We start from the raw sequence: 24,703 nt of genomic DNA, 5'->3' as shown, positions 1-24,703 counted from the left end.
ATCACCGGAGGCGAACTGATGGACTACGCCCAGGAGCGGATCACGACGCTGCACGACCTGACCGACCCGACGCCGGACGCGCCGGTCGCCGAGAGCGCCGTCGTCGTCCCCATCGCCGGCGAGACGGAGGCGGCCGTGACGCCCGCCCACGTCTTCGAGACGCTCGCGGCGGTCGGACCGAGCGAAGTCGTCGTCCCGCTTCGCGCGCCCCGGGAGGTCGCCCTCGCGTTCCGAGAGTGGGCGAGCGAGTTCGCCGTCCCGGTGACGGTGCTGTGGTGTGATTCCCCGCCGTTAGAGACGCTCCTCGACGACCGCGGCCTAGGCGGGGGGACGGGCAAAGGGCGGGACGTCTGGCTCGGCCTCGGCGTCGCCGCGAGTCGGGCCGACTACGTCGCGGTCCACGACGCCGACGCGACGACGTACGCCGAGAAGCACGTTCCCCGACTGCTGGCCCCGCTGACGATGGGCCACGAGTTCGTCAAGGGCTACTACGCGCGCGTCGAGGACGACCGGTTGTACGGCCGCCTCGCGCGGCTGTTCGTCGCGCCGCTGTTGCGCGCCCTGGAGGACCGGCACACGGACCCGTTGCTGGGGTACCTCTCCGCGTTCCGGTATCCGCTGGCCGGCGAGTTCGCGGTCACCGCCGACGCCGCGAGACGGATTCGCGCTCAGCGAGCGTGGGGATTGGAACTCGGGATGCTCGGCGAGACTTACAGCGTGGCCGGCGAGACGGGCACCGCGCAGGTCGACCTCGGAATTCACCGACACGACCACCGACCGGTCGGCGGCCGCGGCGGCCTCTCGACGATGGCGACCGAAGTCGGCGAGGCGCTGTTCCGCGCCCTCGAAGACGGCGGCGTCGCCCCGAACTACGGGACGCTTCCCGACGCGTACCGGACGGCCGCGGACCGCTACATCAAGCAGTACGCCGCGGACGCGGCGTTCAACGGCCTCGACTACGACCCCGACGGGGAGCGAGCACAGATCTCGGAGTACGAAGAGAGCATCCGGCCGCCGGGGCCGGACGACCGGCTCCCGGCGTGGGTCGACGCCGGCCTCGCGCCGTCGGCGGTCGTCGACGCCTCGCGGGACGCGCTCGAACGGCGCTGCGACAGCTCACTCGACTGACGCGACGGTCGTCTGCGTCGTCCATTCCTGCCGCTCAGGCCAGCTCCTCGACGAGGTCGTGGAACGACTCGATAGTCAGGTCCGGATCGCCGGCGAAGGCGTCCCACGGGCCGTCGTCGCGGTTCACCCACACGCCCTGCGCTCCGGCGTGCATCGCGCCGTAGACGTCGAAGTACCCCGCCGTGACGTGGGCGATCTCGTCGATGGGCGTCCCCGTCCGCGCGGCCGCGTGGCGGTACAGTTCCGCGGCGGGTTTGAACGTTCGAATCTCGTCGGCGCTGACGGTGTCCTCGACGAGACCGCCGATGTCGGCGTGGGCGACCATCGACTCCAGCATCTCGGGGTTGCCGTTCGAGACGACGTAGAGGTCGTAGCCGGCCTCGGAGAGGCGGCTCATCCCGTCGCGCACGTCGTCGAAGACGTCCAGTTCGTGGTACACGGCCAGAATCTCGTCGCGCTCCGCCGTGTCGAGGTCGACGCCGTGGGCCTCCAGCGCGTACTGGAGCGCGTCGCGGTTCATCTCGTAGAACGGTTTGTACGCGTCGATGGCGTTGGCGATGAACGTGTAGGCCAGCGAACGGGAACGCCAGAGCCGCGAGACTGGTTCGGGGTCCGGAACCCGTTCTCGTAACGCCGCCTCGGCCGCTTCGACGTCGACGATGGTGCTGTAGGAGTCGAACGTGACCGTCGTCACGGCGTCGGGGTCGAAAGGCATGGGCGCTCGTAGGCGAGCCAGTCGGATAAGGAACCGCCGGGAGATTGAAATCCGTTTCAACAGGCCGAGTCGGACGTGCCTGTGGGTTTATGCCACGCGCGGCCGGAGTGCGGCCCATGTCTGGCAGGTTCAGCGTCGACGGACCGGCGGTGGTCACGGGGGCGTCGCGGGGTATCGGGCGGGCCGTCGCGGAATCGTTCGCCGCCGACGGGGCCGACGTCGCCGTCTGCTCGCGCGACGAAAGCGAGATAACTGCGGCGGCAAGCGAAATCAGCGACGAGCACCCGGGCGACGCCATCGGCGTCGAGTGCGACGTCCGCGACCGGGAGGGCGTCGGCGCGTTCGTCGAGGCGGCCGTCGAGGCGTTCGGCGGGCTCGACGTGCTGGTGAACAACGCCGGCGCGTCGTTCGTGTCGTCGTTCGACGACATCTCCGCGAACGGGTGGCAGTCTGTCGTCGACGTGAACCTCACGGGGACGGTCAACTGCTCACAGGCGGCGAGCGACCACCTCGACGGCGGCAGCGTCGTCAACGTCGCCAGCGTGGCCGGCACGGACGGCGCGCCGTACATGAGCCACTACGCCGCCTCGAAGGCGGCCGTCGTCAACCTCACGCGCACGCTGGCCTACGAGTGGGCCGGGAGAGACGTCCGGGTCAACTGCGTCGCACCGGGATACGTGGCGACGCCGGGCCTCGAATCCCAGATGGGCATCAGCGCCGAGGAGGTAGACCGCGAGTCCGTCGACCGCAATGTCGGCGTCAGCGCGGAGATCGCCGACGCCGTTCGGTTCCTCGCCAGCGACGCCGCCTCCTTCGTCACCGGCCAGACCCTCTCCCCGCGCGGCGTGCCGTCGATAGAGGAGACCCCGGAGCTATGACGGACCGAGACGTCTACCTGCCCGTCGCCGCACAGCCCTCCGTCGAGACGCTCGTCGGGATGAGCCGACTCGCCGAAACGAGCGGTTACGACCGCGTCTGGCTCCCGGAGACGTGGGGTCGGGACGCCGTCACGACGCTCTCGAGCGTCGCCGAGCACACCGACGAGATCGGTATCGGCACCTCGGTCATGAACGTCTACTCCCGGTCGCCCGCGCTCATCGGGCAGACGGCGGCGACGTTACAGGAGGTCTCGGACGGCCGCCTGCGGCTGGGCGTCGGGCCGTCGGGTCCCATCGTCATCGAGGGGTGGCACGGCGTGGACTTCGAGCGACCGCTCAAGCGGACCCGCGAGACCGTCGATATCGTCAAGCGAGTCCTCTCCGGCGAGACGGTGAACTACGACGGGGACGTCTTCCAGCTGTCGGGCTTTCGCCTGCGCTGTGACCCTCCGGACCCGGTGCCGCCGGTGGACGCGGGCGGGCTCGGCCCGAAGTCGGTCGAACTCGCCGGCCGCTTCGCCGACGGTTGGCACGCCCTGCTGTTGACGGCCGACGGCGTCGCCGAGCGACTTGACGACTTCGAGCGCGGCACGGAGCTGGGCGACCGGAACAGGGAGAGCCAGCGCGTCACGCTCTCGCTGCCCTGCTGTGCACTGGAGGACCGCGAGCGCGCCAGGGAGCTGACTCGCCAGCACATCGCGTTCTACGTCGGCGGGATGGGGACCTACTACCGGGACGCGCTGGCCAGACAGGGCTACGAGGCGACGGCCGACGAAGTGGCCCAGCGGTGGGCCTCCGGCGAACAGGAAGCCGCCACGGCGGCCGTCGGCGACGACTTACTGGACGAGATCGCCGCCGCGGGCACGCCCGAGGAGTGTCGGGACCAGATCGCCCGCTTCGAGGATATCGACGGCGTCGACGCCGTCAACGTCTCGTTCCCGCGCGCGGCCGAGCGCGACGTGATCGACGCGACCATCGACGTGCTGGCCCCGTGAGCGGAATTTTTCACCCGATCGCTTCGAGGCGACTCGCGTCGCTCGCGTCCCTCGCTACCGCGGACTGACTACCGGGTCGATGTCGGTCCGCCGCCCGTCGAGGACCGAGAAGCGTTCGTCGCGGCGGCGTTCGAGCCAGTACAGCAGCCGCTCGGCCCAGCCGAGCTTGCGGCGTTTCTCCGGGGAGACGTCCGGGTCGTCGAAGTTCCACCCGAGGAACGTCAACCGCTCGGCCCCGAAGTGATCGGCGGCGAACGCGGCCCGGTCGCCGTCGGTGAACCCGCCGAAGTCGTGGACCGCCTCGGTGGGTGCGGCCTGCGTCGTCGGCACGACGAAGGCGGCGTCGTAGGTCGGAACGTGCTCTTCGAGCGCGGAGACGTTGTCGCCGTGAGCGTGGACGAACACGGGCGTCCCCGCCCGCGTGAGGTCGCGGCCGGTCTCGGGGTTCTTATCGAGGTCGGTCACCATCGCGTCGACGGCGACGCTGGCGTCTCGGAGGCGGTCGGCGGCCACCGAGGCGGCGACGACGACGTCGGCCTCGTCGGCTCGGTCGGCCTCGGCTTCGAGCGACGGACCCGCACCGGCGATAGCGACCGTTTTCCCGTCGAATCCCACGCCTTCCGGTCGGTAGGTGTCGGTTTCCCGCAGCAGTTCGCCGAGCGCGTCTCGGGCGGTCTCGTCGCCGTCGCGCGGATAGCCGAAGTCGGCGAGGATCGCTTCGTACACCGGTTCCCACGTGTCGAATTGCATAGTTGGTACTGCGAGCGTAGCGCCCAGATAAACCGGATTGAGCCGAAATGGCACGTCCGTGTACCCCTACCCGGGTGCCCTTTCGGCTTTCACGCCCGTATTTCGACCCCTGCGGTATAAGCTTTCTCTTACTGCCACCTGCTTGACGCCCATTCGCCACTTGTTCTCATCGCCGCGATAGCCCTAAGACGGCCACGGACGAACGTGAGAGCGATGAGCCAGTCGAGTGCCGACGCGCTTCCCGAGTCGCTGGTCGTGGTCTCGAACCGTCAGCCGTACAGCCACGAGTGGACGGCCGACCCGGTCGAGGGCGCGATCACGACGGACGACGTCGCGGTCACGACGGCGACGGGCGGCGTGACGAGCGCGCTCGACCCGCTGATGCGCTCGCTCGGCGGGACGTGGGTCGCCTGGGCCAGCGGCGACGCCGACATGGCCGTCGCCGACGAGGGCATCGTGGCGGTGCCGCCCGGCGAGGAGTCCTACGACCTCAAGCGAGTCCCCCTCTCCGAGGCGGAGATCGAGGGCTACTACCACGGCTACGCCAATCAGGTCCTCTGGCCGCTGTGCCACGAAGAGTCCGGCCGGATCTGGGCGAAGCCGACGTACTGGGAGCAGTACCGGGCGGTCAACGAACGGTTCGCCGAGGCCGTTCGAGAGGTGACCGACCCCGAAGACACCGTCTGGTTCCAGGACTACCACTTCGCATTGGCCCCCCGTCGCGTGCGGGCGGCGCGACCCGACGCGACGCTGCATCACTTCTGGCATATCCCGTGGCCCGCGCCGACGGTGTTCGACCACTGTCCCCGGGGGGAAGCGGTCCTCGACGGCCTGCTGGCCTGTGACGTCGTCGGCTTCCATACGGAACCCGACGCCGACCACTTCTGTCGCTGTGTCGAGGCCACCGTCCCCGATGCGACGGTCGACCTCGACGACGGCGTGGTCCGCTACGAGGGCACGGAGACGCGAGCGGTGGCAAACCCGCTCGGCATCGACGTGGACGGCGTCCGCAGCCGCGCCGAGGCGTCGGATACTGACGCCGTGCGCCGGCAGATGCTCGGCGATACGGTGCCGGACCCGTCGATTCCCGTCGTCCTCGGCGTCGAACGGCTCGACTACTCGAAGGGGATTCCCGAACGCATCGCCGCGCTCGACCACCTCTGGGAACGCCGCCCGGACCTCCGGGGGGCGTTCACGTACGTCCAGAAGGCCAGTCGGACCCGCGAGGGGATCGCCGATTACCGCCGGTACCGACAGGACGTGGTCGCCGAGATGCAGCGCATCAACGAGCGGTACGGCACCGACGACTGGCACCCCGCCGTCTACACGGAGCGGCGACTCTCCGCCGAGACGCTCGCCGGACTCTACCGGGTGGCCGACGTGGCACTCGTGACACCCCACCGCGACGGGATGAACCTCGTCGCCCACGAGTATCCGACGGCCTGCGTCGACGGCGACGGCGCGCTCGTCCTGAGCGAACTGGCCGGCGCGGCGACGCAGCTCGACGGCGCGCTCACCGTCAACCCACACGACATCGCCGAGATCGCCGACGCGCTCGAACGAGCCCTCGAACTCGACGAGCGCGACCGCCGCGACAGACTCGGCCGCCTGCAGGCGAGTATCGAGGCGCTCGACAGCACGAACTGGGTCGAGCGGCAGTTCCGGGCCGGGCCGGATTGAAACCCGCTATCGTCCCCCCTCCCGTCGGTCTCGACGAGCGAGCGGCGTCGATAATGGATGGATACCGGTCCCCAAGATTTCGGAACTATCCCTCATATATATTTTGAACTACATCTTAGCTGTGCGTATGAGTACCAGACAGACGCTGCGATCGGAGGTGCTCGGACGACCGGTGAGCTTCGACTACTCCGAGACGTGGGTCGGCTACTCGCTGTTCTTCCTCCGGGTCGTGATGGGCTGGACGCTGTTTCAGGGCGGCGTCACGAAGCTCGTCACCTACCTCGACGGCGACCCGGCGAACGACTGGACCGCGGCGGGGTTCCTGACGAACGGAATTCCCGAGGGGAACCCGCTGACCGGCACGTTCGCCGCGATGGCCGGCAATCCCGCGATCGACTGGCTGAACATGCTCGGACTGACGCTGGCCGGGCTGGCGTTGCTCGCCGGCGCGCTCGTCCGCTTCGCCGCGTTCTGGGGCGCGGTGATGATGCTGTTCTACTGGCTCGCGGCGTTGGAGGGCGGGCTGTTGGCCGGCCTGCCCGTCGCTCACGGCTGGGTCGTCGACGACCACATAGTCTACGCCGTCTTGCTGTTCGGGCTGGGCGCGTTCGGTGCCGGACGCATCCTCGGCCTCGACAGCTACATCGAGGACACCGACCTCGTCGAGAACAATCCCTGGCTCCGGGCGCTTCTGGGCTGAGGCGACCACATCGCGCTCTTTTAGTCTCGCTATCGACTACCGCCGTCCATGGCGAAGGTCAACATCGGGCTGCGGGGCTGGCGGTTCGACGAGGGCGTACTGAACGAGGAGGGACGGATTCGGCCGCTGTCGGGGCTGGAACCGGAGGTGCGTCAGCGCCTCCTCGTGCTGGCCGACCGGGTGGTCGACCCCTGTGACGCCTGCTGGTTGGAGTACGGCGACGGGCAGATCGAGGAGTGTAACGTCGCCGAAGTCATCTACGGCGAACCCGGCGGCGAGGTCATCCTCTGTTCGGTCCACGAGCCGGACTTCCTCTACTGGTTCCGCGAGGCGGGCGGCGACGAGTACGCCGGAGACCTCGAACTGCAGGAGGCGTTCCACCAGTGGTTCCTCGACGGCAACCGCGCGCCCGACGGCTACGAGGGGCTGGAGCACGTCGACGAGGACCCGACGGCACTACCCGAGGCACCGACTCGCGCCGACGCCGTCCCGAGTCTCGAAGAGGAACTACAGGAACTCGACGACGAGGAGCAGGCGGCGATGGACTTGGACTTCAGCGACCTCGACGTATGATCTCGGTCGCCGTCGTCGACGCCGAGACGCCCGGAAACGTCGGCACCATCGCCCGGTCGATGAAGAACTTCGGGCTCTCGGAACTGCTGCTCGTCGACCCGCCGGAACTGGATCCCGACGGGGAGGCCTACGGGTTCGCCGGGCAGGCCCGCGAGGACATCTTGCCGAACGCCCGCGAAGTGACCTTCGACTACATCGTCGAGAACTACCACACCGTCGCCTGCACCGCCACGACGAACGAAGACGCCTCGAACCACGTCCGCTACCCGGCGAAGACGCCCGCCGAACTCGCCGACTCGCTGCGGGGCGTCGAGAGCGACACCTGCGTCGTCTTCGGCCGCGAGCGCGTCGGCCTGACGAACGACGAACTCGCTCGCCTCGACGAACTCTGCTCGATACCGGCAAACGCGGACTATCCCGTGTTGAACCTCGGGCAGGCCGCGACGATCGTCCTCTACGAGCTGCGCGAGCTGACCGTCGAGCGCGACCAGCACCCCGACGAACTACACGCTCGGGCCGACGAGAGTGCCGTCGAAGGCCTCCACGGCGAGTTCGAGCGGTTCCTCGCCGCCAGCGGCCATCCCGACGAGAAACAGCCCAAGACCCGACGCCTGTTCCGCCGGCTGCTCGGTCGCGCGCATCCCACCGGTCGCGAGACCCGCACGCTCAGGGGCGTCTTCCGGAAAGCGCGACAGCGCATCGAACGCGCGGAGAACGAAGAACGTTCGCGGTAAAACCGCTCAGGCCCGCTTCTGAATCTCCTCGCGCAGCACGCTGCTGACCGTGTCGCCGTCGGCCTTCCCGCGCAGCGCGCCCATGCACTCGCCCATGAGGCCGGAGAACGCGCCCATCCCCTCGGTTTCGACCTGTTCCGCGTTCCGCTCGACCACTTCCGCGACGGCCTCGCGGACCTCGCTCTCGTCCACACCGCCTAAGTCCTCCTGTTCGACCGCTTCCTCCGCCGTGAAGTCGGGGTTCTCGGCGAGCGCCGTGAGCAGGTCTTCGATGCCCTCCCGCGGGACCTCGCCGCTGTCGACGAGCAGAATCGTTTCCCGGAGGTGATCGTCTGTCAACCGCTCGACGGGCACGTCGTCGCGGCGGAGTTCGGTCAGCGTGGATTCGAGCGTCCCGGCGGCCAGCGTCGCGTCGACGGCGTCCTGTCCGACGAGGGACTCGAACAGCGGCCACCGCTGTCCGTAGGCGACCTGCTCGGCCAGCCCGGAGTCGAGGCCGAACTCCTCCTCGTAGCGCTCGACCTTCTCGGTCAGCAGTTCCGGCGTCTCCACGTCGGTCACGTCCGGTTCGACCGGCGGCACGTCCGTCTCGGGGTACATCCGCGCGGCTCCGGGCAGCGGCCGGAGGTAGCGTGAGGTGCCGTCCTCCAGCGCGTCGCGCGTCTCTTCGGGCACGCCGGAGATCGCCGTCTCGGCGCGCTCGGCGACGGCTTCGATGGCGAGGTCAGCAGTGCTGGAGTCGTCGGCGACGATGGCGACGGCGTCCTCGGGACCCGCGCCGACGGCCTCCCGCAGCGCCTCGACTTCGGCCTCGGTGACGCCGTAGGCCGGCAGTTCGTCCGTGTGGAAGATGCCGCCCGCGCCGTGGCGCTTGGCGTGGTCCGAGAACTCCGTTCCGAGGCGGCGGTCGGGCTGGAGCTCTCGGCCGACGAGGCCGTCGAAGCCGGAGAGACGGACGGCCTGCACGCGACCACCGTCGTCGAGCGCGCCGCGGATGACGCCCGAGTCGGTCTCTTCGAAGGTTTCGGTCACGTCCTGCGGGTCGCCGACGCCCGCGTCCCGCTCGTCGAGTTCCTCGGCGATGTCGAGCAGTTCGACCTGTCGGCGGACCTCGTTGCGCACGAGGTCGTCGATATCGTCGAGGCTCTGGACGCCCTTGAGTTCGATACGCGCGCCCTCGGCGATGGAGACGTTCACGTCCTGCCGGATGGTCCCCAGCCCGCGCTTCACCTTCCCGGTCGAGCGCAGTAGCATCCCGATCCGCTCGGCGGCCTCGCGGGCCTGTTCGGGCGAGCGGATGTCGGGTTTCGTGCCGATCTCGACCAGCGGAATGCCGAGGCGGTCCAGCGAGAAGCGGACGCCGTCTTCGGTCTCCTCGACGCGCTGGCAGGACTCCTCCTCCAAGAGCATGTCCTCGATGCCGACCTGCCCGTCGCTGGTCTCGATCGCGCCGTCGTTGGCGACGAGCATCGACCGCTGGAAGCCGGTCGTGTTCGACCCGTCGACGACGATCTTCCGCATGACGTTCACCTGGTCGACGACGCTCATGTCCATGAGCTGGCCGATCTCCATCGCCGTCTCCATCGCCTCGCGGTCGACGCGGTGCGGCGGTTCGTCGTCCTCCTCGACCAGACAGGTCGAGTCGTAGGCCAGATACTCGAACTCGCGGTCGACCATGCTCTCCTCTAGGGCGGCCTCGTCGATCTCGCCGAGCTCGCTCTTGGTCGGATGGAGATAGCGGGTGAAGCGCCGGTCGGACTCCTCCGGTTCGCGGATGGCCGTCGGGCACTCACAGAACAGTTTGGTCGCGGTGTCCAGTTGCTGGTGTATCTCCAGTCCGGCCACCAGTCCCAGATCCTCGTAGTCGAAGTCGGCGGCAGTCATTGTCGGATGGTCCGGGACCGGGGGGCAAAAAACGCTCCCTTCCCTCCCTCGCGCTTTTGCCCGTCGCGTCCCTGCATCGGGTGTGCGCTGGCAGTCCGCCCTCCTCGTCGGCCTGCTCGTCACGACTGCCGGGTGTAGCGGTCTCTCGGGCTTCGGTGACGATCCGCGCTCGCCGACAGTCACGCCAGCGCCGGTCCCCGACCCGCCGACGGCGACCCGGGCGCAACTCGACTTCCCGCCCGGCATCACCGAGGACGGGCTGCGACGGGCGGACGTCCTCGCGACGACGCACCGACAGGCGCTGCGGAACCGCTCGTACACCTTCTACGAGCGGTATCGACGAACGACCGAGACGCCGAACGGCACCGTCGTCCTCGCCCGCAACGAGACGACCCGAGTGGCTGACGCGAAGCGCTATCTCCATCGCCTGCACCGCCAGCGGTATCTGGACGACGAGTCGGTCGCCGACTACCGACAGACCACGTTCGCCGACGGCCGGCGCTGGTACGAGCGCAGCGACGACGGGAACGTCACCGAGACCGGCGGCCGCATCCGGTTCACGCAGGACCAGTTCGCCTACGAGGCCGCGTTCTATATCGAGCAGTACGCGGCCGTCCCGCGGAGCCGGACTCGGATCGTTCGACGAGACGGCGATCCGTTCTTCCGCGTGACCGGGTCCGGTGGAACCCCGCCGTCCAGGTCTGCCGTGCAGTCGTACCGGGTCTCGCTCCTCGTCGACGCCCGCGGCGTCGTCCACCGACTGGAGGTTCACTACCGGACGGAGACGGACCGGGTGACGTACAGTTTTCGATACCGCGGGTTCGACAGCACGGGCGTCTCGACGCCGCGCTGGGTAGACGGCATCGACTGAACGGGAAGCGGACGTCTCGATAGCGCTCGGTTCACTCGGGGTCCAGTCGGACCAAGACGTTCCGCTTCCCTTCGGCCGTCTCCTCGGTCACGTGAGCGTACAGCGAGCCGTTCGCGGCGGACAACTGGCCGACGTAGCGGCCGATAGTCGCCGTGAACCGCGCGGCTTCGACGCGGACGTCGCCGACGCCGACGCCGCCGCCGGGCCTGAGCGCGCGGAGGCGGTCGCCGCCGACGTAGACGGTGTCGCCGACGATGACCGGGGCGTGGTCGCCGGTCGTTCCCAGATCGACCCGCCACCGGCGATCGCCGCTCTCGACCCCGACGGCGTGGAGTTCGCGGCCGCCATCGGCGTACACCGCGCCGTCGGCGACGCCGATACCGCCCTTCGCGAACCCGCCGATCTCGGTTCTCCACTCGCGTTGACCGCGGTGGCCCAGCGCGTACAGGTTGCCGTCGAAACAGCCGACGAAGATGCGCCGGCCCGCCATCGTCGGCGTACACTGGACCGCGTCGGGCAATCCCGTCCGCCAGTATCCGTCGCCGTCGCTCTCGTCGAGTGCGTACACGTCGCCGCCCTCGGTCACGGCGACGACGAACGGCGGTCTCACCGCGACCGGCTGTCGAATCTGGCCGAACAGACGGCGCTGCCACGCTATCTCGCCGGTCTCGCGGTCGAGGCGGTAGACGGTCTCTCCGGCGGCGACGAACAGCCCGCTCCCCTCGTACCCGACCGTCGAGCCGGCGGTGGGAGACTCGAACTCTCGGGACCACTGCTGCTCGCCCGATTCGATGTCGAACGCCCGGGCCCGCCCGTCGCCGGTGACGTACGCGGTCCCGTCGTAGACCGACGGTGCGGCCCAATAGCTCGCTCCCTGGTTCTCCGGGTCGGCCGACCAGCGTTTCTCGCCGCTCTCCGCGTCGAGTGCCACCATGTCGCTGCCGACGGTCGCGAGGACGGTGTCGCCGACGACGACCGGCTCGGCGGTGACCAGCCCCGATGCCACACGCCAGCGCTCGGTGACGCCGGACCGAGGCCCCGATCCCGCCGGGACGTATCGCGTGTGCTGGCGGTCGTGGCCGGTCGTCGGCCAGTCCGTGTCGTCGCCGGCGGCGTCCGCCGCGTCGTCGTATCCCGAGTCGGTCTGACAGCCTGCGACGCCGGCTATTGTTGCGACTCCCGCCGATGCGAGGAAGCTACGTCTGGAGGGCATCGGTTCACCGTTCTATCCTCGAAGACAACTATCTTTGTGGTCGCTGCGCTTTGGCGAGGGCCGCTTCTTTCAGTCGCGCCCCTCGCTATTCCCCCAGAATCCCGCGTTCGGTCATCTTCTTCGGGTCCAGCACCTCGTCGACCTCGTCTTCGTCGAGGTAGCCCTCTTCGAGGACGACCTCGCGGATGGTCTTGTCCTCGGCGAGCGCCTTCTTGGCGACTTTGCTGGCCTTGTCGTAGCCGATGGCGGGGTTGAGCGCCGTCGCCAGCGCCATGCTCTGCTCGACGCGCTCGGCACAGTGTTCCTCGTCGGCTTCGAGCTTGGCGACGAACTTCTCGGCGAACACCTCGCTCCCGTTGGCGATGAGCCGCGCGGACTGCAGGAAGTTCGAGGCCAGGACGGGCTTGTAGAGGTTGAGGTCGATCTGTCCCTCCGCGGCCCCGGCGGAGACGGCGGCGTCGTTGCCGACGACCTGCTTGTGGAGCTGATTGACCGCCTCGGCGACCACGGGGTTGATCTTGCCGGGCATGATCGAGGAGCCGGGCTGGTTCTCCGGCTGGTCGATCTCGCCGAGGCCGTTTCGCGGGCCGGAGGCGAGCAGTCGGAGGTCGTTGGCGATCTTGTTCAGCGACCCGGCGACGGTCCGCAGCGCGCCGTGGGCCTCCGACATCGCGTCGTGGGCGGCCTGTGCCTCGAAGTGGTTGTCGGCCTCGCGGAACTCGACGCCGCTCTCCTCGCTGATGTACTCGGCGGCCTTCGCGGGGAACTCGGGGTGGGTGTTGAGCCCCGTCCCGACGGCGGTGCCGCCCAACGCGAGTTCCGAGAGCCGGCCCTCGACGTCCTGTGCGCGCGAGATGCCCTTCTCGACCTGCGTGCGATAGCCCGAGAACTCCTGACCCAGCGTGATGGGCGTCGCGTCCTGCAGATGGGTTCGGCCGGTCTTGACGACGTTCTCGAACTCGTCTTCCTTCTCCTTCAGCGCGTCGCGCAGCGACTTCAGCGCCGGGAGGACGTCCTTCTCGACCGCTTCGAGCGAGGCGACGTGCATCGCCGTCGGGATGACGTCGTTCGAGGACTGGCCGAAGTTGACGTGATCGTTGGGATGGATCTCGCGGGTGCCGATCTCGCCGCCGTAGAGCTCGGTCGCCCGGTTCGAGATGACCTCGTTCGCGTTCATGTTCGAGGACGTCCCGGAGCCGGTCTGGAAGACGTCGACGGGGAACTGATCGTCGTGTTCGCCCGCGATGACCTCGTCGGCCGCCTCGACGATGCAGTCGGCCTTCTCCTCGGGGATCATTTCGAGGTCGCGGTTGGCCTGCGCCGCGGCCTTCTTGACGATGCCGAGTGCGCGGATGAACCGCCGGCCGAACGTGACCTCGCTGATGGGGAAGTTCTCTACCGCGCGCTGGGTCTGTGCGCCCCAGTACGCGTCGGCCGGGACCTCCATCTCACCGAGACTGTCCTGTTCGGTCCTGAACTCGTCACTCATACGTACGACCGGTCGAACGCCCCCGCGTAAAACCCACCGGTACGTTCGGGACTTCCCCGCATCGACAGCCGTCGGTCGCTAATCGTTACGTAGTTATTCACCACAATTTATCGAACTCCACACGAAATAGGGGTATTCTCAGCTCGCTGTCGACTGACGGACTCGTCGTTCGGGGAACTGCGAGGGAACTCTTCGATGCCTACGTAGGATTTTCACGAATATCGGAATTTCGAATGCTTACAGAGGAATATAGAGAGCATGACACCCCAAGCCAAGAGAGCGACGAATAAAATCACGAATTATCACCATAGAACGGCGATAGCGGCGAATTTCGGCGTTTCAGCCGCCGTCCGATATGCATGAATATTCGGAAGCATTAAGTGTTGGGTCTTACCACTTAGGATGAGTTCGACTCCGCGGTGACAACCGCGACTGACGACCCACATCCGCAGCTATCACGCGCTCGCGCCACCTGCACGCGAGCGACGGTAGCCGCGGACGCCTCCGCCGACCGCAGCGGTCGCTCCAGCGAGGAGCCACAGAACGGCGAGGCGACGACGGGTGCTAGTGGTACACCAGCGGTGTCGGCGGCGCGACGACTCGCTCACTGGTGGGTGAGCGACGTAGTGACCGTCCCCGCGACCGAGCGGGGACCGGCGGCGTCCACGGTACTACCACCGTGGGCGTCGGGTTCCGACACAGACGACGCCGTCGACGCGGTGTACGACGAACTCACGTCCGCGTAGACTGACACAACCATGCGCGAGATACTCAATAGACTCCGAAAAGCCGGGGATACCCTCCGGTCGGCGACATCGCGGGAGGAATCGGGTGATAGACAAGTAGCGACAGACGGTGGGACAGAGACCGTCGTCGGCGACCGACGACGGGACACGCTCCGAGATTCGCTGCCCGTCCAGTGGGAACTGATCGAATCGGCCCCGTTCTGGCTACCGCCGGTGTTGCTGGCGGGCTTTTTCGTCTACGGTGCGATCTTCTGGAACGTCCTCCTCTCGATGACGGACTTCCAGGGCCTCGGCGAACCCAACTACGGCCAGCTCGATCTCAGCATGTACGCGACGATGCTGAGCGACGGGGCGTTCTGGCAGGCGACGCAGAACACCATCGTCTTACTGGTGGTGTTCACTATCCTCTGTCTGGCCCTCGGGATGCTGGTCGCCATACTGATAGACCAGAACATCCGCTTCGAGAACACGTTCCGGACCATCTACCTGCTCCCGATGAGCCTCTCGTTCGTCGTGACGGCGACGATGTGGGCGTGGGTGTACAACGCCAAGAACGGCGTGTTCAATCAGCTACTCCGGCTGTTGAATCTCGAGGGGGTGGTCGTCTCGCTGCTGAAACCCGAGACGGTCAACGCCACCGTCGTCCAGTGGCTCTCCTGGAACACGACGGCCCTCGCGGCCGTCATCTTCGCGCTCATCTGGCAGTTCAGCGGCTACGCGATGGTCGTGTTCCTCGCCGGACTGCGCGCGATCCCCGACGAACACTACGAGGCCGCGCGCGTCGACGGCGCGTCGACGGTGCGGATGTACCTCCGCGTCATCATCCCGCAACTGCGCGCTTCGGCCGTCTCGGCGTCGGTCGTGCTGATGGTGTTCGCGCTGAAAGCGTTCGACTTCATCTACGCGCTCCGCGGCTCACAGCCGGGCGCGAACCTGGACATCCTGGCGACGATGATGTACCGCGTCGCGTTCAGCAGCCTCCGGTGGGCCTACGGCTCCGCGATCGCCATCGTGTTGTTCGTTCTCGCGCTGCTCGTCATCGGCCCGTATCTCTACAGTGAATACAAGCGAGGTCAGCTATGAGTACGTCTGATCGAAATCCCATTCAGCGGCTCCGGAACATGGAGCGCAGCCGTATCGGCCTCTACGTCGTCTTGCTGTTCGGCATCGTCTTCTATCTCTTCCCGATGGAGACGGCCGTGATGACGATGTTCAAGACCCAGCAGGCGTTCGCACAGACCGTCCCGTTCGCGCCACCGTCGGCCGACGGCTTCACGTTGGCCGCGCTCCAGACGGCGTGGAACACGCTCCGTCCGGGGCTCGTTAACTCCATGCTGATGGCGATCCCGGCGACGATCCTGTCGGCGCTGCTCGGCAGCCTGACCGCCTACGGGCTCACGACGCTCGACTGGCGCGGACAGGTCGGCGTCGTCGTGCTCATCATCGCGGGTATCTTCATCCCCTACCAGGCCGTGCTGGTGCCGCTCTCGCAGTTCTGGTACCAGATCCTCCCGGACCTCATGAACGGCTTCGTCAACACCGTCTTCGGGTTCTACACCGACGGCAACTGGGTGTACCCGAGTCGAAACGGCGACGTGCAGCTCGTGCAGCTATCGATCACCCACGCCGCATACGGGCTGCCCATCTGTACGCTGTTGTTCCGGTCGTACTACAAGAGCATCTCCGACGAGATGATCGAGGCCGCGCGCTTAGACGGCGCGACGGCGTTCAGCATCTACAAGAACATCATCCTGCCGCTGTCGCTCCCGATGTTCGCGGTGACGCTCATCTACCAGTTCACGCAGGTGTACAACGACCTGCTGTTCGCGCTCGTGCTGGTCAACGAGCCGGCGGCCAACGTCGCGACCCAGCGGCTCACCGCCCTGACCGGCGGCGTCGTCCAGTCGTTCAACACCACGATGGCCGGGGCGATCGTCGCCGCGCTGCCGACGCTGCTCGTGTACGTCTTCTTCGGTGAACAGTTCGCAAAGGGTGTCGCTGAATAGGAGGTCCACAGAATGGCAAATCTAACACTCGACGACGTAACGAAGGTATTCCACGACGACGACGAGGGCGAAATCGTCGCCGTCGACGAAGTGTCGGTCGACATCCAGGACGGCGAGTTCCTCTGTGTGGTCGGCCCCTCCGGATGCGGGAAGTCGACGACGCTTCGGATGATCGCCGGCCTCGAAGACATCACGTCCGGCGAGATTCGACTCGGAAACGACATCATCAACGACCAGCCACCCGCCCAGCGGAACGTGGCGATGGTGTTCCAGTCCTACGCGCTGTACCCCCACATGACCGTCAGGGAGAACATGGCGTTCGGGCTGGAACAATCGACGAAGCTCTCGGACGACGAGATCGACGAGCGCGTCACCGACGCGACGCAACTGCTCGGTATCCACGACCTCATCGACCGGAAACCGGGCGAACTCTCCGGCGGGCAACAACAGCGCGTAGCGCTGGGCCGCGCGATCGTTCGTGACCCCGAAGTGTTCCTGATGGACGAACCGCTGGCCAATCTGGACGCGAAGCTTCGCTCGGAGATGCGGACGGAACTCCAGCACCTGCAAGAGGATCTGGACGTGACGACCGTCTACGTCACCCACGACCAGACCGAGGCGATGACGATGTCCGACCGCATCGCTATCCTCAACGACGGGCGACTCCAGCAGGCGGCGACGCCGCTCGAGTGCTATCACGAGCCCAACAACCTCTTCGTCGCGGGGTTCATCGGCGAGCCATCGATGAACTTCTTCGAGGCCGACCGACGGGGCTCGACGCTCGTCACCGATCACTTCGAGTACGAACTCTCGGAGCGGACCGTCGACGAACTGGGCGACCGCACCGACGTCACGCTCGGGGTTCGCCCGGAGGACGTCGAAGTGGTCGAGACGGCGTCGGGCCGTCACGACTACGACGCCGTCGTCGACGTGGTCGAACCGCGCGGGAACGAGAACACGGTCCACCTCACGTTCGACGGGAGCGAGGAGTCACACTTCATCGCCACCGTCGACGGGATGCGAGACGTCGAGGGCGGGGAACGCGTCGCGGTCCGGTTCCCCGAGGAGGCGATTCACGTCTTCGATTCGCGCTCCGGCGAGGCAGTTCGGAACCGGAATCTCGACTCCGTCGAGAAGGTCCAGTCCGTCGTCTGACGGCGGTCGTTCTCCGCTCGCGACGGGGCCCGTTTTCCGACTACGTCCAGCGGTCCAGCCCCGTCTGCACGACGGATTCTTCGAGGCGCTCGAACCCGCGAGTGACTTCCTCGGGGTCGACCTCCCACTCCTCGGTGACGAATCGGCGAGCGGCCGCCACGTCCGGTTCGATATCTGTCCTGACCTCGTAGTCGTCGGTGACGGCGGGGTCGAGAAACAGGTTCCTGATGCGGTCGGCGTGGTCGATGTGGTCGCCGCGCGCCTCCAGGACGGCGTAGAGGTCGCCGTGCTCGCGCAGCTCCTTGACGGCGGTCTTGGGACCGATGCCGGCGATCCCCTCGTTGAAGTCGGTCCCCATGAGGATGGCGGCGTCGACGAGTTGCTCCCAGGTGAGGTCGTGCTCGTCGAGCGTCGCCTCGAAGTCCATCAGTTCGGGGTCGCCCTTGGAGGTGAGTTGCCGGAGCGTGTAGGGCGCGCCGAACAGCAGGGCGTCGTAGTCCTCGCTGCCGACGTAGTCCACGTCGCCCTGTCGCGCCATGTAGGAGGCCTGCCCCTCGCCCTCTGCCGGAGCATCGACGATGGGCACGTCGAGCAGTTCAAGCAGGTCACGCGTCGTCTCGACGATGGTCTCGGTGAGTCGCTGGGTGCGCGAGTCGAGTTTGGAAGCGCGGACGCTGTCGCCGCTCTCGCGGGCCTCTTCGAGTTCCGCCTCGTAGCGCTCCCGCTGCTGTCGGCGCTTCTCGACCTCGTCGTCCTTGAGGTCGGTGACCGCGCCGTCGAAGACGAACACCGGCGTCAGGCCGTGCTCGAAGAACTTCGGGAGCCCCTGGACGACGCCGATGAGGTTCGCCACCTCAGTGCCGTCGCTGGTCGTGTACTTCCCGTCGCTCGTGAACTTGACCGTCGTCGTCAGATAGCGATAGAGCCAGTTGTGCGCGTCCACGGCGACGACGGTTCCGTCCAGATCGTCGAAGGAGACGTCTTCGATGACCGCGAGCGACCGGAGGTCTGCGTTTCCCATTGGCCCTCGTTGGTGGGACAGCGGTTTGAATCTCCCGGGACGGGTAAGATTCAACAGGGAGCACGCCGAATTATCCGTCGATGCGCGTAGTCGACCGCCTCAAGCGACCGGAGTACATCGGCGAGAACCGCTGTCTCCCCTGTACGGTCGTCAACGGCGTCATCGCCGTCGGTCTCGCGCTGGTCGCCGCCGCTCTCGGTTTCCGCGCCGGTGGCTCGACGGTCGCGACGCTCGCCGCGGCTGCCGTCCTGTTGCCCGCCGCCGCCGCGATCTACCTCCGGGGGTATCTGGTGCCGGGGACGCCGACGCTGACGAAGCGATACATGCCCGCGAGCGCGCTGGCGCTGTTCGGCAAGGGACCGGCGGCGGAGCCGTCGGAGACCGCGACGACGCCCGAGGAGGCCGTCGACGTCGAACAGTTGCTGCTCGACATCGGCGCGCTCGAACCGTGCGGCGACGACCTCTGTCTGACCGAGTGGTACAGCGAGGCGTGGCGCGGCGCGCTGGACGAGGCCGACCCGGACCGGACGGCGCTGCTCGCGCAACTGAACCTCGACGACACGGAGATCGAGTTCGAGGACCACGGCGAGGCGTTCCGCGCGCGAGTCGACGAGGGGTACGTCGGGACGTGGGAGTCGCGTGCGGCGTTCGAAGCCGACATCGCCGCCGCGCGGGTGCTCGAAGACCAGTACGACGATTGGGAACGGCTGTCGGTCCGCCAGCGTGGGCAAGTACTGAACGGCCTGCGACTGTTCCTCGACACCTGCCCGGCATGTGGCGGCACCCCGACGTTCGGGACGGAGACGGTCCAGTCCTGTTGCAGCGAGTACGACGTGGCCGCGGTCGCCTGCGGGGACTGCGACGCGCGCCTCTTCGAGTCCGAACCGGTCTAAGCCGGCGGGGGCAGCACTGTCGGCGGGTCGCTCTCGCGTTTGTCGTCAAGAAACGATACCTCTTCCGCCGAGAGGTCGCGCTGGCGAAACACGTCCAGTCCCGCTTGGTACCGAGACGTACTTCGGTCACCGGGCCAGGCGAGAGTGAGCTCCGCGAGGCCGCTCTCCTCGCCCGTGAAACACAGCCCCGCGCGGTAGGCCGCCTGATAGGAGAAGGGGTTGTTGACGCCGATGGTCACCCGCTCGTAGCCCCGCTCTCTCGCCCGCTCTCTGACGAAACGCAGGAGCCGAGCGCCCAGCCGCTCCCCCCGCCGGTCGTCTCGGACGGTGACGTAACGGACACAGAGCGTCTCGGCGTCGGTTCGGTCGGCGTCGAACGCCGCGGCGGCGACCACGCCGTCGTCGCCGACGACGGCCTTGCCCGTCGAGGTCATGACGAACTTCCCGGCGTAGGCGAAGCGCCGGTGATCGAGGCGCAGGCGGTGGCCGTCCTCGGGCCACCCCAGCAACACGAACTCCATACGCGGGGTTCGGGGTCCGGAAAGTTGTACGCTGTGGCGGGCGAGCGATTTAGGGCTCGCTCTCCAAACGAGGGGTATGCAGAGCGACGTCGGTCCGTTCGACCGCTTCGGGTGGGCATACGACCGCCTGATGCCGCCGGCTCGAGCGAGCGAGTTGCGTCGAGGGTTCGGAGCCGCAGAGCGGGACGTTCGACGGGTGCTCGACGTCGGCGGCGGTTCGGGACGGGCCGTCCGGTCGCTCGACGTCCCGCGACGGATCGTCGTGGACGCCGCACCGGGCATGCTTCGACAGGCACGGCGACATGGACTCGATACCGTCGTCGGCGACGCGGGCAGGCTCCCGGTCGCCACAGCGAGCGTGGACGCGGTGCTGATCGTCGACGCGTTGCACCACATGGGTGCAGTCGACGCTGTACTGGCCGAGGCCCGTCGCGTCCTGCGTCCGGGCGGCGTCCTCGTCGTCAGGGAGTTCGACCCGGGGACGCTCCGAGGACGGGCGCTGGTGGCCGTAGAGCACCTCGTGGGCTTCGAATCTACCTTCTTCCGACCGGACGAACTGACGATGCGGATGGCGACGGCGGAGTTCGCCCCGCGCGTGGTCGAACGGGGCTTCGGCTACACGGTCGCCGGCGTCACGAGCGGGACAGGGAAGTACGGGGAGTCCGAACGCGACGTATGAGCGTCTCGACGGTCGGATGGCGACGCATCGAGCCGTCCGCGCGGACGGCGGTACTGGCGGTCGGAGACCTCGCGGCGATCCTCCTCTTCGTCGCGGCCGGCGAGTACCAACACGGCTACAACCCGCTCGTCGACGTGGGGCGCGTCGCCGGCACGTTCGCGCCGTTTCTCGTCGGCTGGGTGCTGATGGCCGGAGCAGCGGGGCTCTACGCGACCGACGCGACGGCGGACCTCCGACGAACGCTCGGCGTCACTCTTGTCAGCTGGATACTGGCCGTCGTCGTCGCGATGGGGCTGCGCGCGACCGCGGTGTTTCACGGGGACGCGGCGCTGACCTTCGCTGTCGTCTCGGTGCTGATCGGCGGGACGCTCCTCTGTCTCTGGCGAGCGGCCGCGACGCTCGCGCTCTCGCGGTTTTAAAAATGAAAAATGGGTCTGAGAGATGTCGCGTCAGTCCACCGTCGTCGCGTCCGTTACCACAGCGAGTAACGCGCCACGGTCAACGGAGTTCGTCTACGTGTAGCGACACTGTCGACTGGATCCACGCCTGGTGGTTCTCCCGGTCGTAGATGACGAACTCTTCGTCACCGATGTTCAGCTCGGCGTAGCGTCGTGCCGATTCGTCCATCGCGGCGTCGTTCGTGTCGTCCGTGGCGTTCGTACTCATTGGTCACGAGGGAAGTCAGCGGGTTCGCTTCTCCCTCTATCGAGCCTATCCTGGCACATATAATAAGCGCTCGGACCCAATTATCACCCGAGAAAACAGGCAGCGATCGGGCGGTAGTCCCGCATATCTAGTTCTCAGAAGCTGAAACGGCTCGCGAAGCCGCGGCTTCGCTCAGACGCTGACTGCATCGGATAGCCTACTCGCGGTCGAACGTAACAAAACTGACAGAGTCGGTTACGTCTCTTCGGCCCTTCAACACCGCTGGGTAGCCTCCGGTACGTTTCTCCGAGAATAGGGGGATATCGGGCCGCTACGGTGTGATCCTCAGTGGTACCTTCTCATAAGTTATAGAAATAGTCTGCAAGGCAGTTATACAGAATATCGAATGCCTATATGAAATACTATGCAGTGATTACGGGAAACACTTATGTACCCATAGCACAAAGTATAGTTCACACTTATGACGGGTTACTACGACATTGTCCTCGGTCTCATCCCGCTCGCGATGGCTGGAATCACCGGTGTGCTCTCGATCTCCGGGTTCGCGCTGACGACCGCCATTCCGATGGCCTCTGTCGTCGCGGTCGGCCTCATCGGCCACGCGATGTTCGTCCGCGCGCCCGTAGACCCGGTCCCGGAGCCGGCCGCGCAAGCGGACGCGATGCAGTCCGACTCGCTCCAGAGCGCAGACTGAGCCCGTCGCCCGTCGGTCCCGACTTCTGCTGGTTTCGCTGTCCCGTACGTTAACAAGCGGTCGCTCGAAACGTGGCGTATGGCCACCGACGCGACTGCGCTGTTCCTCACGAGCGACGAGATCGCCGACCTCGCCGACCCCGCCGACTACGTGGATCCCGTCCGCGAGGGGTACCGGGAACGGGGCGAGGGCGCGCCGGCGGAGCCGCGAACGACGCTGTTCAACGACGACCCCACCGGGATGCTCACGGGGTATCTCGCCATCCTCCCCGAGACGGGCGCGATGGGCGGATACACGTACGCCGCGGGATTCGGCGGCCGCGACGCCCATTTCTCGCTGCCCATCTTCGATGCGGAGTCGGGCGACCCGCTGGCGCTCTTAGACGGCGCGAGCATGAATCCCCTGAAGACCGGTGCCGCGGGCGCGGTCGGTGTCGACGCGCTCGCGCGACGGGACGCCACCGACCTCGCGGTCATCGGGAGCGGAACGCAGGCCCGCGGACAGGTGCGAGCGGCCGCGACGGTCAGGGACTTCGACCGTATCGAGGTGTACTCGCCGACGCAGGACCACCGCCAGTCGTTCGCGGCGGAGATGAACGAGAACCTGGACGCGACCGTCGCCGCCGTCGCCTCGTCGGCGGCGGCCGTCGAGGGCGCGGACGTGATCATCACGGCGACGAACGCCAGCGAGCCGGTGTTCGACGGCGACGTGATCGAACCGGGCGCACACGTCACGGCGATGGGGCAGTACCACTCGGAGAGACGCGAACTCGACACGACCACCATCGAGCGAGCGACCTACGTGCCCGACCTGCGCGCCCGCGTCACGCGGGACGCCGGGTCGTTCATCCACGCGATGGACGAGGGCGTCGTCGACGAGGACGACGTTCACGCCGAACTCGGAGAAGTCGTCGCCGGCAAGGAATCGGGTCGAACGTCGCCCGAAGAGGTCACGGTGTTCGACTCGGGCGGAACGGCGATCGAGACCGTCGCGGCCGGGAAGATGCTGTATGACCGCGCCCGCGAGGCGGGCGTCGGCGAGGAGATCGAGTTCTCGCCCGCCAGCGAGGCGATGGACGGCCGTTAGACGTACGGGCCGAGCCCGAGCGCGTCGACGAGGGTGATACCGGCCGCGAGCGCGCCGACGATATAGCCGGCGATGGTCCCGCCGTTGAGGAGCGGGAGACCGGCGTGTGCGCGACCTTTGAGCACCATCCAGAGGAGGATCGCGAGGCCGACGAAGGTGCCGACCATCGCGGTCAGCGCCGGGAGCGCCACGCCGAGGACCGTCGTGACGCCCTCGGGTGCGAAGAAGGCGGCGCTGGCGACCAGCACCGTCGGGATGACGGCGTCGCCGAGTCCGATGAACAACGCGTCCCGTTCGAGCGCACCGCCATCCACCTCGCCGTCGTCAGCAGTGTCTTCAGACTGGGAAGCAGCGTCGCCGCCGTCCGCCGCGGCGTCGGCGTTCCGCTCACCAGTCGGGTCCGGCGTCTCCGCGTCGAGGAAGGAGTACGACGTCGAGAGCGGGATCACGAGCACGACGGGGACTTTCAGGTCCATCACGCCCGAGGCCAGCGTCAGCATGTGCTCGGTGCCGTAGACGCTGATGGCGTCGTAGACCGCCAGGACGGTGAGCAAGACGAGCGACGGCAGAATACCGAAGCTGATGCCGAACAGCCCCGCGCCGGCCGCGCCCATCACCGCGCCGGCGGTGTCGATGACGTACCACTCGGGGTGGACCAGCAGGGCGATACCGAGGGCTGCCGCGAGTCCGACCGCGAGGACGTTGATACCCCCGTACGTGACGACCGGCGGGATGAGGACTCGGAACACGTACAGCGAGAGCCACGCCCCCGAGAAGACGACGAGGCCGCGTATCAACTGGTCCGCGTCGTAGCGAAACGCCAGCAACATCACGCCCGTCGCGACGAGGATCCCCAGTATGTAGAAGATGCTGTTGGCCGGGTTTGACGGGTCTTCAACGGCCTGATACCCGGCGTTCTGAAACGGTTCGACCAGCGCGAGCGCGCCGAGTTGCACGAACAGGAAGATACCCGCGATGAGGCCACACCCCGCGACAGCACGCCAGCGCATATCCATGTGACAACGTGTGCGAGGCCGCGATTTCAGGGTTACGGAGGCGCGCGAACGGCGTCGTCTCCGCAGAGTTCGCCGCTACCGAGCGTACAGCGTGGTTCCCAGCAGTCCGGGGAGATGAACGCCCTCGGCCGGCGAGACGGCCACGTAGGGGCGGTCCACCGGCCCGAAGACGTCGACGACCGAGCCGACCGTCGTCAGTTCCTCGTCGAGCGTCTCCGTGCCCACGTCCGCGTACCCCTCGTCGGGCGAGCGGACCACCGCGAGGCCCTGAGCGACTCTGACGACCGAGCCGACGCGCTTCATTCGCGCAAGGCCTGCAGATAGACGGCGACGGCACCGAGGAGGTCCGTCTTCGTGGCGTCGTCGGCGTTCTTCACGAGCACGCGCCCGCGGGTCTCGTATTCCCTCGGATACGCCTTGTCGCGCTCGATGACGGCGTCGTAGCCGACCTGCTGGACGGCCTTGGCGATCTCGTCCACAGTCGGATCGGCGATGGCGACGTCGCGGGGGACCCGTCGGCCCTCGCTGCGCGAGCGCTCCGCGTCGAAGGCCGCCGGCCAGATTACGTTCTCGACCATACGGGCAGTGGCCCTCCCTGGCTAAAGTGCCT

At 67.3% G+C, this 24,703-nt stretch carries 28 protein-coding genes; 17 read left to right on the top strand and 11 right to left on the bottom strand.

Translation table 11 applies throughout. The features are described 5' to 3' along the window. Positions 1-18 precede the first annotated feature (18 nt). Positions 19-1,128, top strand: a complete 1,110-nt coding sequence (locus GO488_RS03940; RefSeq protein WP_162316492.1) for a glycosyltransferase family protein — start codon at positions 19-21, stop codon at positions 1,126-1,128. 34 nt (positions 1,129-1,162) lie between these two features. On the opposite strand, the gene GO488_RS03935 is transcribed toward GO488_RS03940, so the two are convergent. Further along, positions 1,163-1,843, bottom strand: coding sequence for a haloacid dehalogenase type II (locus GO488_RS03935; protein WP_162316491.1), 681 nt, complete (start codon positions 1,841-1,843; stop codon positions 1,163-1,165). A 116-nt stretch (positions 1,844-1,959) separates the two neighbouring features. Here GO488_RS03935 and GO488_RS03930 point away from each other — a divergent pair, with 116 nt between their 5' ends. Beyond that, positions 1,960-2,721 carry an SDR family NAD(P)-dependent oxidoreductase gene (locus GO488_RS03930; RefSeq protein WP_162316490.1) on the top strand — a complete coding sequence of 254 codons (762 nt, stop codon included), beginning with the start codon at positions 1,960-1,962 and terminating at the stop codon, positions 2,719-2,721. Continuing rightward, complete coding sequence (locus GO488_RS03925; RefSeq protein ID WP_162316489.1) at positions 2,718-3,716, top strand: TIGR04024 family LLM class F420-dependent oxidoreductase; 999 nt, start codon at positions 2,718-2,720, stop codon at positions 3,714-3,716. The genes GO488_RS03930 and GO488_RS03925 overlap by 4 nt, the downstream gene beginning before the upstream one ends. A 54-nt stretch (positions 3,717-3,770) precedes the next feature. Here the strand turns inward: GO488_RS03925 and GO488_RS03920 are convergent, their stop codons facing one another. Continuing rightward, positions 3,771-4,466, bottom strand: a complete 696-nt coding sequence (locus tag GO488_RS03920) for a 6-hydroxymethylpterin diphosphokinase MptE-like protein (protein ID WP_162316488.1) — start codon at positions 4,464-4,466, stop codon at positions 3,771-3,773. A 213-nt stretch (positions 4,467-4,679) separates the two neighbouring features. Here GO488_RS03920 and GO488_RS03915 point away from each other — a divergent pair, with 213 nt between their 5' ends. From GO488_RS03915 to GO488_RS03900, 4 genes are all read left to right on the top strand, one after another. Continuing rightward, positions 4,680-6,146, top strand: coding sequence for an alpha,alpha-trehalose-phosphate synthase (UDP-forming) (locus GO488_RS03915; protein WP_162316487.1), 1,467 nt, complete (start codon positions 4,680-4,682; stop codon positions 6,144-6,146). A gap of 127 nt (positions 6,147-6,273) precedes the next feature. Beyond that, positions 6,274-6,846, top strand: a complete 573-nt coding sequence (locus tag GO488_RS03910; protein WP_162316486.1) for a DoxX family membrane protein — start codon at positions 6,274-6,276, stop codon at positions 6,844-6,846. 48 nt (positions 6,847-6,894) lie between these two features. Next, positions 6,895-7,419, top strand: coding sequence for a DUF8114 family protein (locus GO488_RS03905; protein ID WP_162316485.1), 525 nt, complete (start codon positions 6,895-6,897; stop codon positions 7,417-7,419). Further along, positions 7,416-8,153, top strand: a complete 738-nt coding sequence (locus GO488_RS03900) for an RNA methyltransferase (RefSeq protein ID WP_162316484.1) — start codon at positions 7,416-7,418, stop codon at positions 8,151-8,153. The genes GO488_RS03905 and GO488_RS03900 overlap by 4 nt, the downstream gene beginning before the upstream one ends. A 6-nt stretch (positions 8,154-8,159) precedes the next feature. On the opposite strand, the gene gatE is transcribed toward GO488_RS03900, so the two are convergent. Next, the gene (gene gatE / locus GO488_RS03895) at positions 8,160-10,037 is read right to left on the bottom strand and encodes a Glu-tRNA(Gln) amidotransferase subunit GatE (protein ID WP_162316483.1); all 1,878 of its coding nucleotides are present in this window, start codon (positions 10,035-10,037) and stop codon (positions 8,160-8,162) included. An 82-nt stretch (positions 10,038-10,119) separates the two neighbouring features. Between gatE and GO488_RS03890 the strand changes: the two genes are divergently transcribed. Next, positions 10,120-10,908 carry a hypothetical protein gene (locus GO488_RS03890; RefSeq protein WP_162316482.1) on the top strand — a complete coding sequence of 263 codons (789 nt, stop codon included), beginning with the start codon at positions 10,120-10,122 and terminating at the stop codon, positions 10,906-10,908. 31 nt (positions 10,909-10,939) lie between these two features. On the opposite strand, the gene GO488_RS03885 is transcribed toward GO488_RS03890, so the two are convergent. Then, positions 10,940-12,121 carry a PQQ-binding-like beta-propeller repeat protein gene (locus GO488_RS03885; protein WP_162316481.1) on the bottom strand — a complete coding sequence of 394 codons (1,182 nt, stop codon included), beginning with the start codon at positions 12,119-12,121 and terminating at the stop codon, positions 10,940-10,942. A gap of 85 nt (positions 12,122-12,206) precedes the next feature. Beyond that, the gene (locus GO488_RS03880; protein WP_162316480.1) at positions 12,207-13,610 is read right to left on the bottom strand and encodes a class II fumarate hydratase; all 1,404 of its coding nucleotides are present in this window, start codon (positions 13,608-13,610) and stop codon (positions 12,207-12,209) included. A 419-nt stretch (positions 13,611-14,029) separates the two neighbouring features. Between GO488_RS03880 and GO488_RS03875 the strand changes: the two genes are divergently transcribed. From GO488_RS03875 to GO488_RS03860, 4 genes are read left to right on the top strand one after another with little or no spacing between them, the layout of a single operon-like run. Continuing rightward, positions 14,030-14,356, top strand: coding sequence for a hypothetical protein (locus tag GO488_RS03875; RefSeq protein ID WP_162316479.1), 327 nt, complete (start codon positions 14,030-14,032; stop codon positions 14,354-14,356). 12 nt (positions 14,357-14,368) lie between these two features. After that, the gene (locus GO488_RS03870) at positions 14,369-15,439 is read left to right on the top strand and encodes a carbohydrate ABC transporter permease (protein WP_162316478.1); all 1,071 of its coding nucleotides are present in this window, start codon (positions 14,369-14,371) and stop codon (positions 15,437-15,439) included. After that, on the top strand, positions 15,436-16,362 hold the full coding sequence (locus GO488_RS03865) for a carbohydrate ABC transporter permease (RefSeq protein WP_162316477.1): 927 nt from the start codon (positions 15,436-15,438) through the stop codon (positions 16,360-16,362). The genes GO488_RS03870 and GO488_RS03865 overlap by 4 nt, the downstream gene beginning before the upstream one ends. 12 nt (positions 16,363-16,374) lie before the next feature. Next, positions 16,375-17,517 (top strand): ABC transporter ATP-binding protein, encoded by a 1,143-nt coding sequence (locus GO488_RS03860; RefSeq protein ID WP_162316476.1) that lies wholly within the window; start codon positions 16,375-16,377, stop codon positions 17,515-17,517. A gap of 40 nt (positions 17,518-17,557) precedes the next feature. On the opposite strand, the gene fen is transcribed toward GO488_RS03860, so the two are convergent. After that, positions 17,558-18,538, bottom strand: a complete 981-nt coding sequence (gene fen / locus GO488_RS03855; RefSeq protein ID WP_162316475.1) for a flap endonuclease-1 — start codon at positions 18,536-18,538, stop codon at positions 17,558-17,560. Between the two features lie 80 nt (positions 18,539-18,618). On the opposite strand from fen, the gene GO488_RS03850 reads away from it, so the two are divergent. After that, positions 18,619-19,431, top strand: coding sequence for a DUF8054 domain-containing protein (locus GO488_RS03850; RefSeq protein ID WP_162316474.1), 813 nt, complete (start codon positions 18,619-18,621; stop codon positions 19,429-19,431). Here the strand turns inward: GO488_RS03850 and GO488_RS03845 are convergent. Continuing rightward, positions 19,428-19,952, bottom strand: a complete 525-nt coding sequence (locus tag GO488_RS03845; RefSeq protein ID WP_162316473.1) for a GNAT family N-acetyltransferase — start codon at positions 19,950-19,952, stop codon at positions 19,428-19,430. The genes GO488_RS03850 and GO488_RS03845 overlap by 4 nt on opposite strands. Positions 19,953-20,028: 76 nt before the next feature. On the opposite strand from GO488_RS03845, the gene GO488_RS03840 reads away from it, so the two are divergent. Then, positions 20,029-20,631, top strand: coding sequence for a class I SAM-dependent methyltransferase (locus GO488_RS03840; RefSeq protein WP_162316472.1), 603 nt, complete (start codon positions 20,029-20,031; stop codon positions 20,629-20,631). Continuing rightward, entirely contained in the window at positions 20,628-21,050 is a 423-nt protein-coding gene (locus GO488_RS03835) for a DUF3054 domain-containing protein (RefSeq protein ID WP_162316471.1), read from the top strand. The genes GO488_RS03840 and GO488_RS03835 overlap by 4 nt, the downstream gene beginning before the upstream one ends. A gap of 79 nt (positions 21,051-21,129) precedes the next feature. Here the strand turns inward: GO488_RS03835 and GO488_RS19595 are convergent, their stop codons facing one another. Continuing rightward, entirely contained in the window at positions 21,130-21,297 is a 168-nt protein-coding gene (locus GO488_RS19595) for a DUF7331 family protein (RefSeq protein ID WP_164509614.1), read from the bottom strand. A 460-nt stretch (positions 21,298-21,757) separates the two neighbouring features. Between GO488_RS19595 and GO488_RS03830 the strand changes: the two genes are divergently transcribed. After that, positions 21,758-21,991, top strand: coding sequence for a DUF8015 family protein (locus GO488_RS03830; RefSeq protein WP_162316470.1), 234 nt, complete (start codon positions 21,758-21,760; stop codon positions 21,989-21,991). A gap of 78 nt (positions 21,992-22,069) precedes the next feature. Further along, the gene (locus tag GO488_RS03825) at positions 22,070-23,077 is read left to right on the top strand and encodes an ornithine cyclodeaminase family protein (protein WP_162316469.1); all 1,008 of its coding nucleotides are present in this window, start codon (positions 22,070-22,072) and stop codon (positions 23,075-23,077) included. Here GO488_RS03825 and GO488_RS03820 read toward each other — a convergent pair. From GO488_RS03820 to srp19, 3 genes are all read right to left on the bottom strand, one after another. Next, the gene (locus tag GO488_RS03820) at positions 23,074-24,093 is read right to left on the bottom strand and encodes a presenilin family intramembrane aspartyl protease PSH (protein WP_162316468.1); all 1,020 of its coding nucleotides are present in this window, start codon (positions 24,091-24,093) and stop codon (positions 23,074-23,076) included. The genes GO488_RS03825 and GO488_RS03820 overlap by 4 nt on opposite strands. A 75-nt stretch (positions 24,094-24,168) precedes the next feature. Next, a complete protein-coding gene (locus GO488_RS03815; protein ID WP_162316467.1) occupies positions 24,169-24,396 on the bottom strand; it encodes an H/ACA ribonucleoprotein complex subunit GAR1 in 228 nt (75 codons plus the stop codon). Further along, positions 24,393-24,671, bottom strand: coding sequence for a signal recognition particle subunit SRP19 (gene srp19 / locus GO488_RS03810; protein ID WP_162316466.1), 279 nt, complete (start codon positions 24,669-24,671; stop codon positions 24,393-24,395). Before srp19 ends, GO488_RS03815 begins: the two co-directional genes overlap by 4 nt. Positions 24,672-24,703: the final 32 nt, after the last annotated feature.

The organism is Haloarcula limicola (genome assembly GCF_010119205.1).
Taxonomy (GTDB): domain Archaea; phylum Halobacteriota; class Halobacteria; order Halobacteriales; family Haloarculaceae; genus Haloarcula; species Haloarcula limicola.
This window is presented reverse-complemented; position numbering and strand designations above follow the sequence as displayed.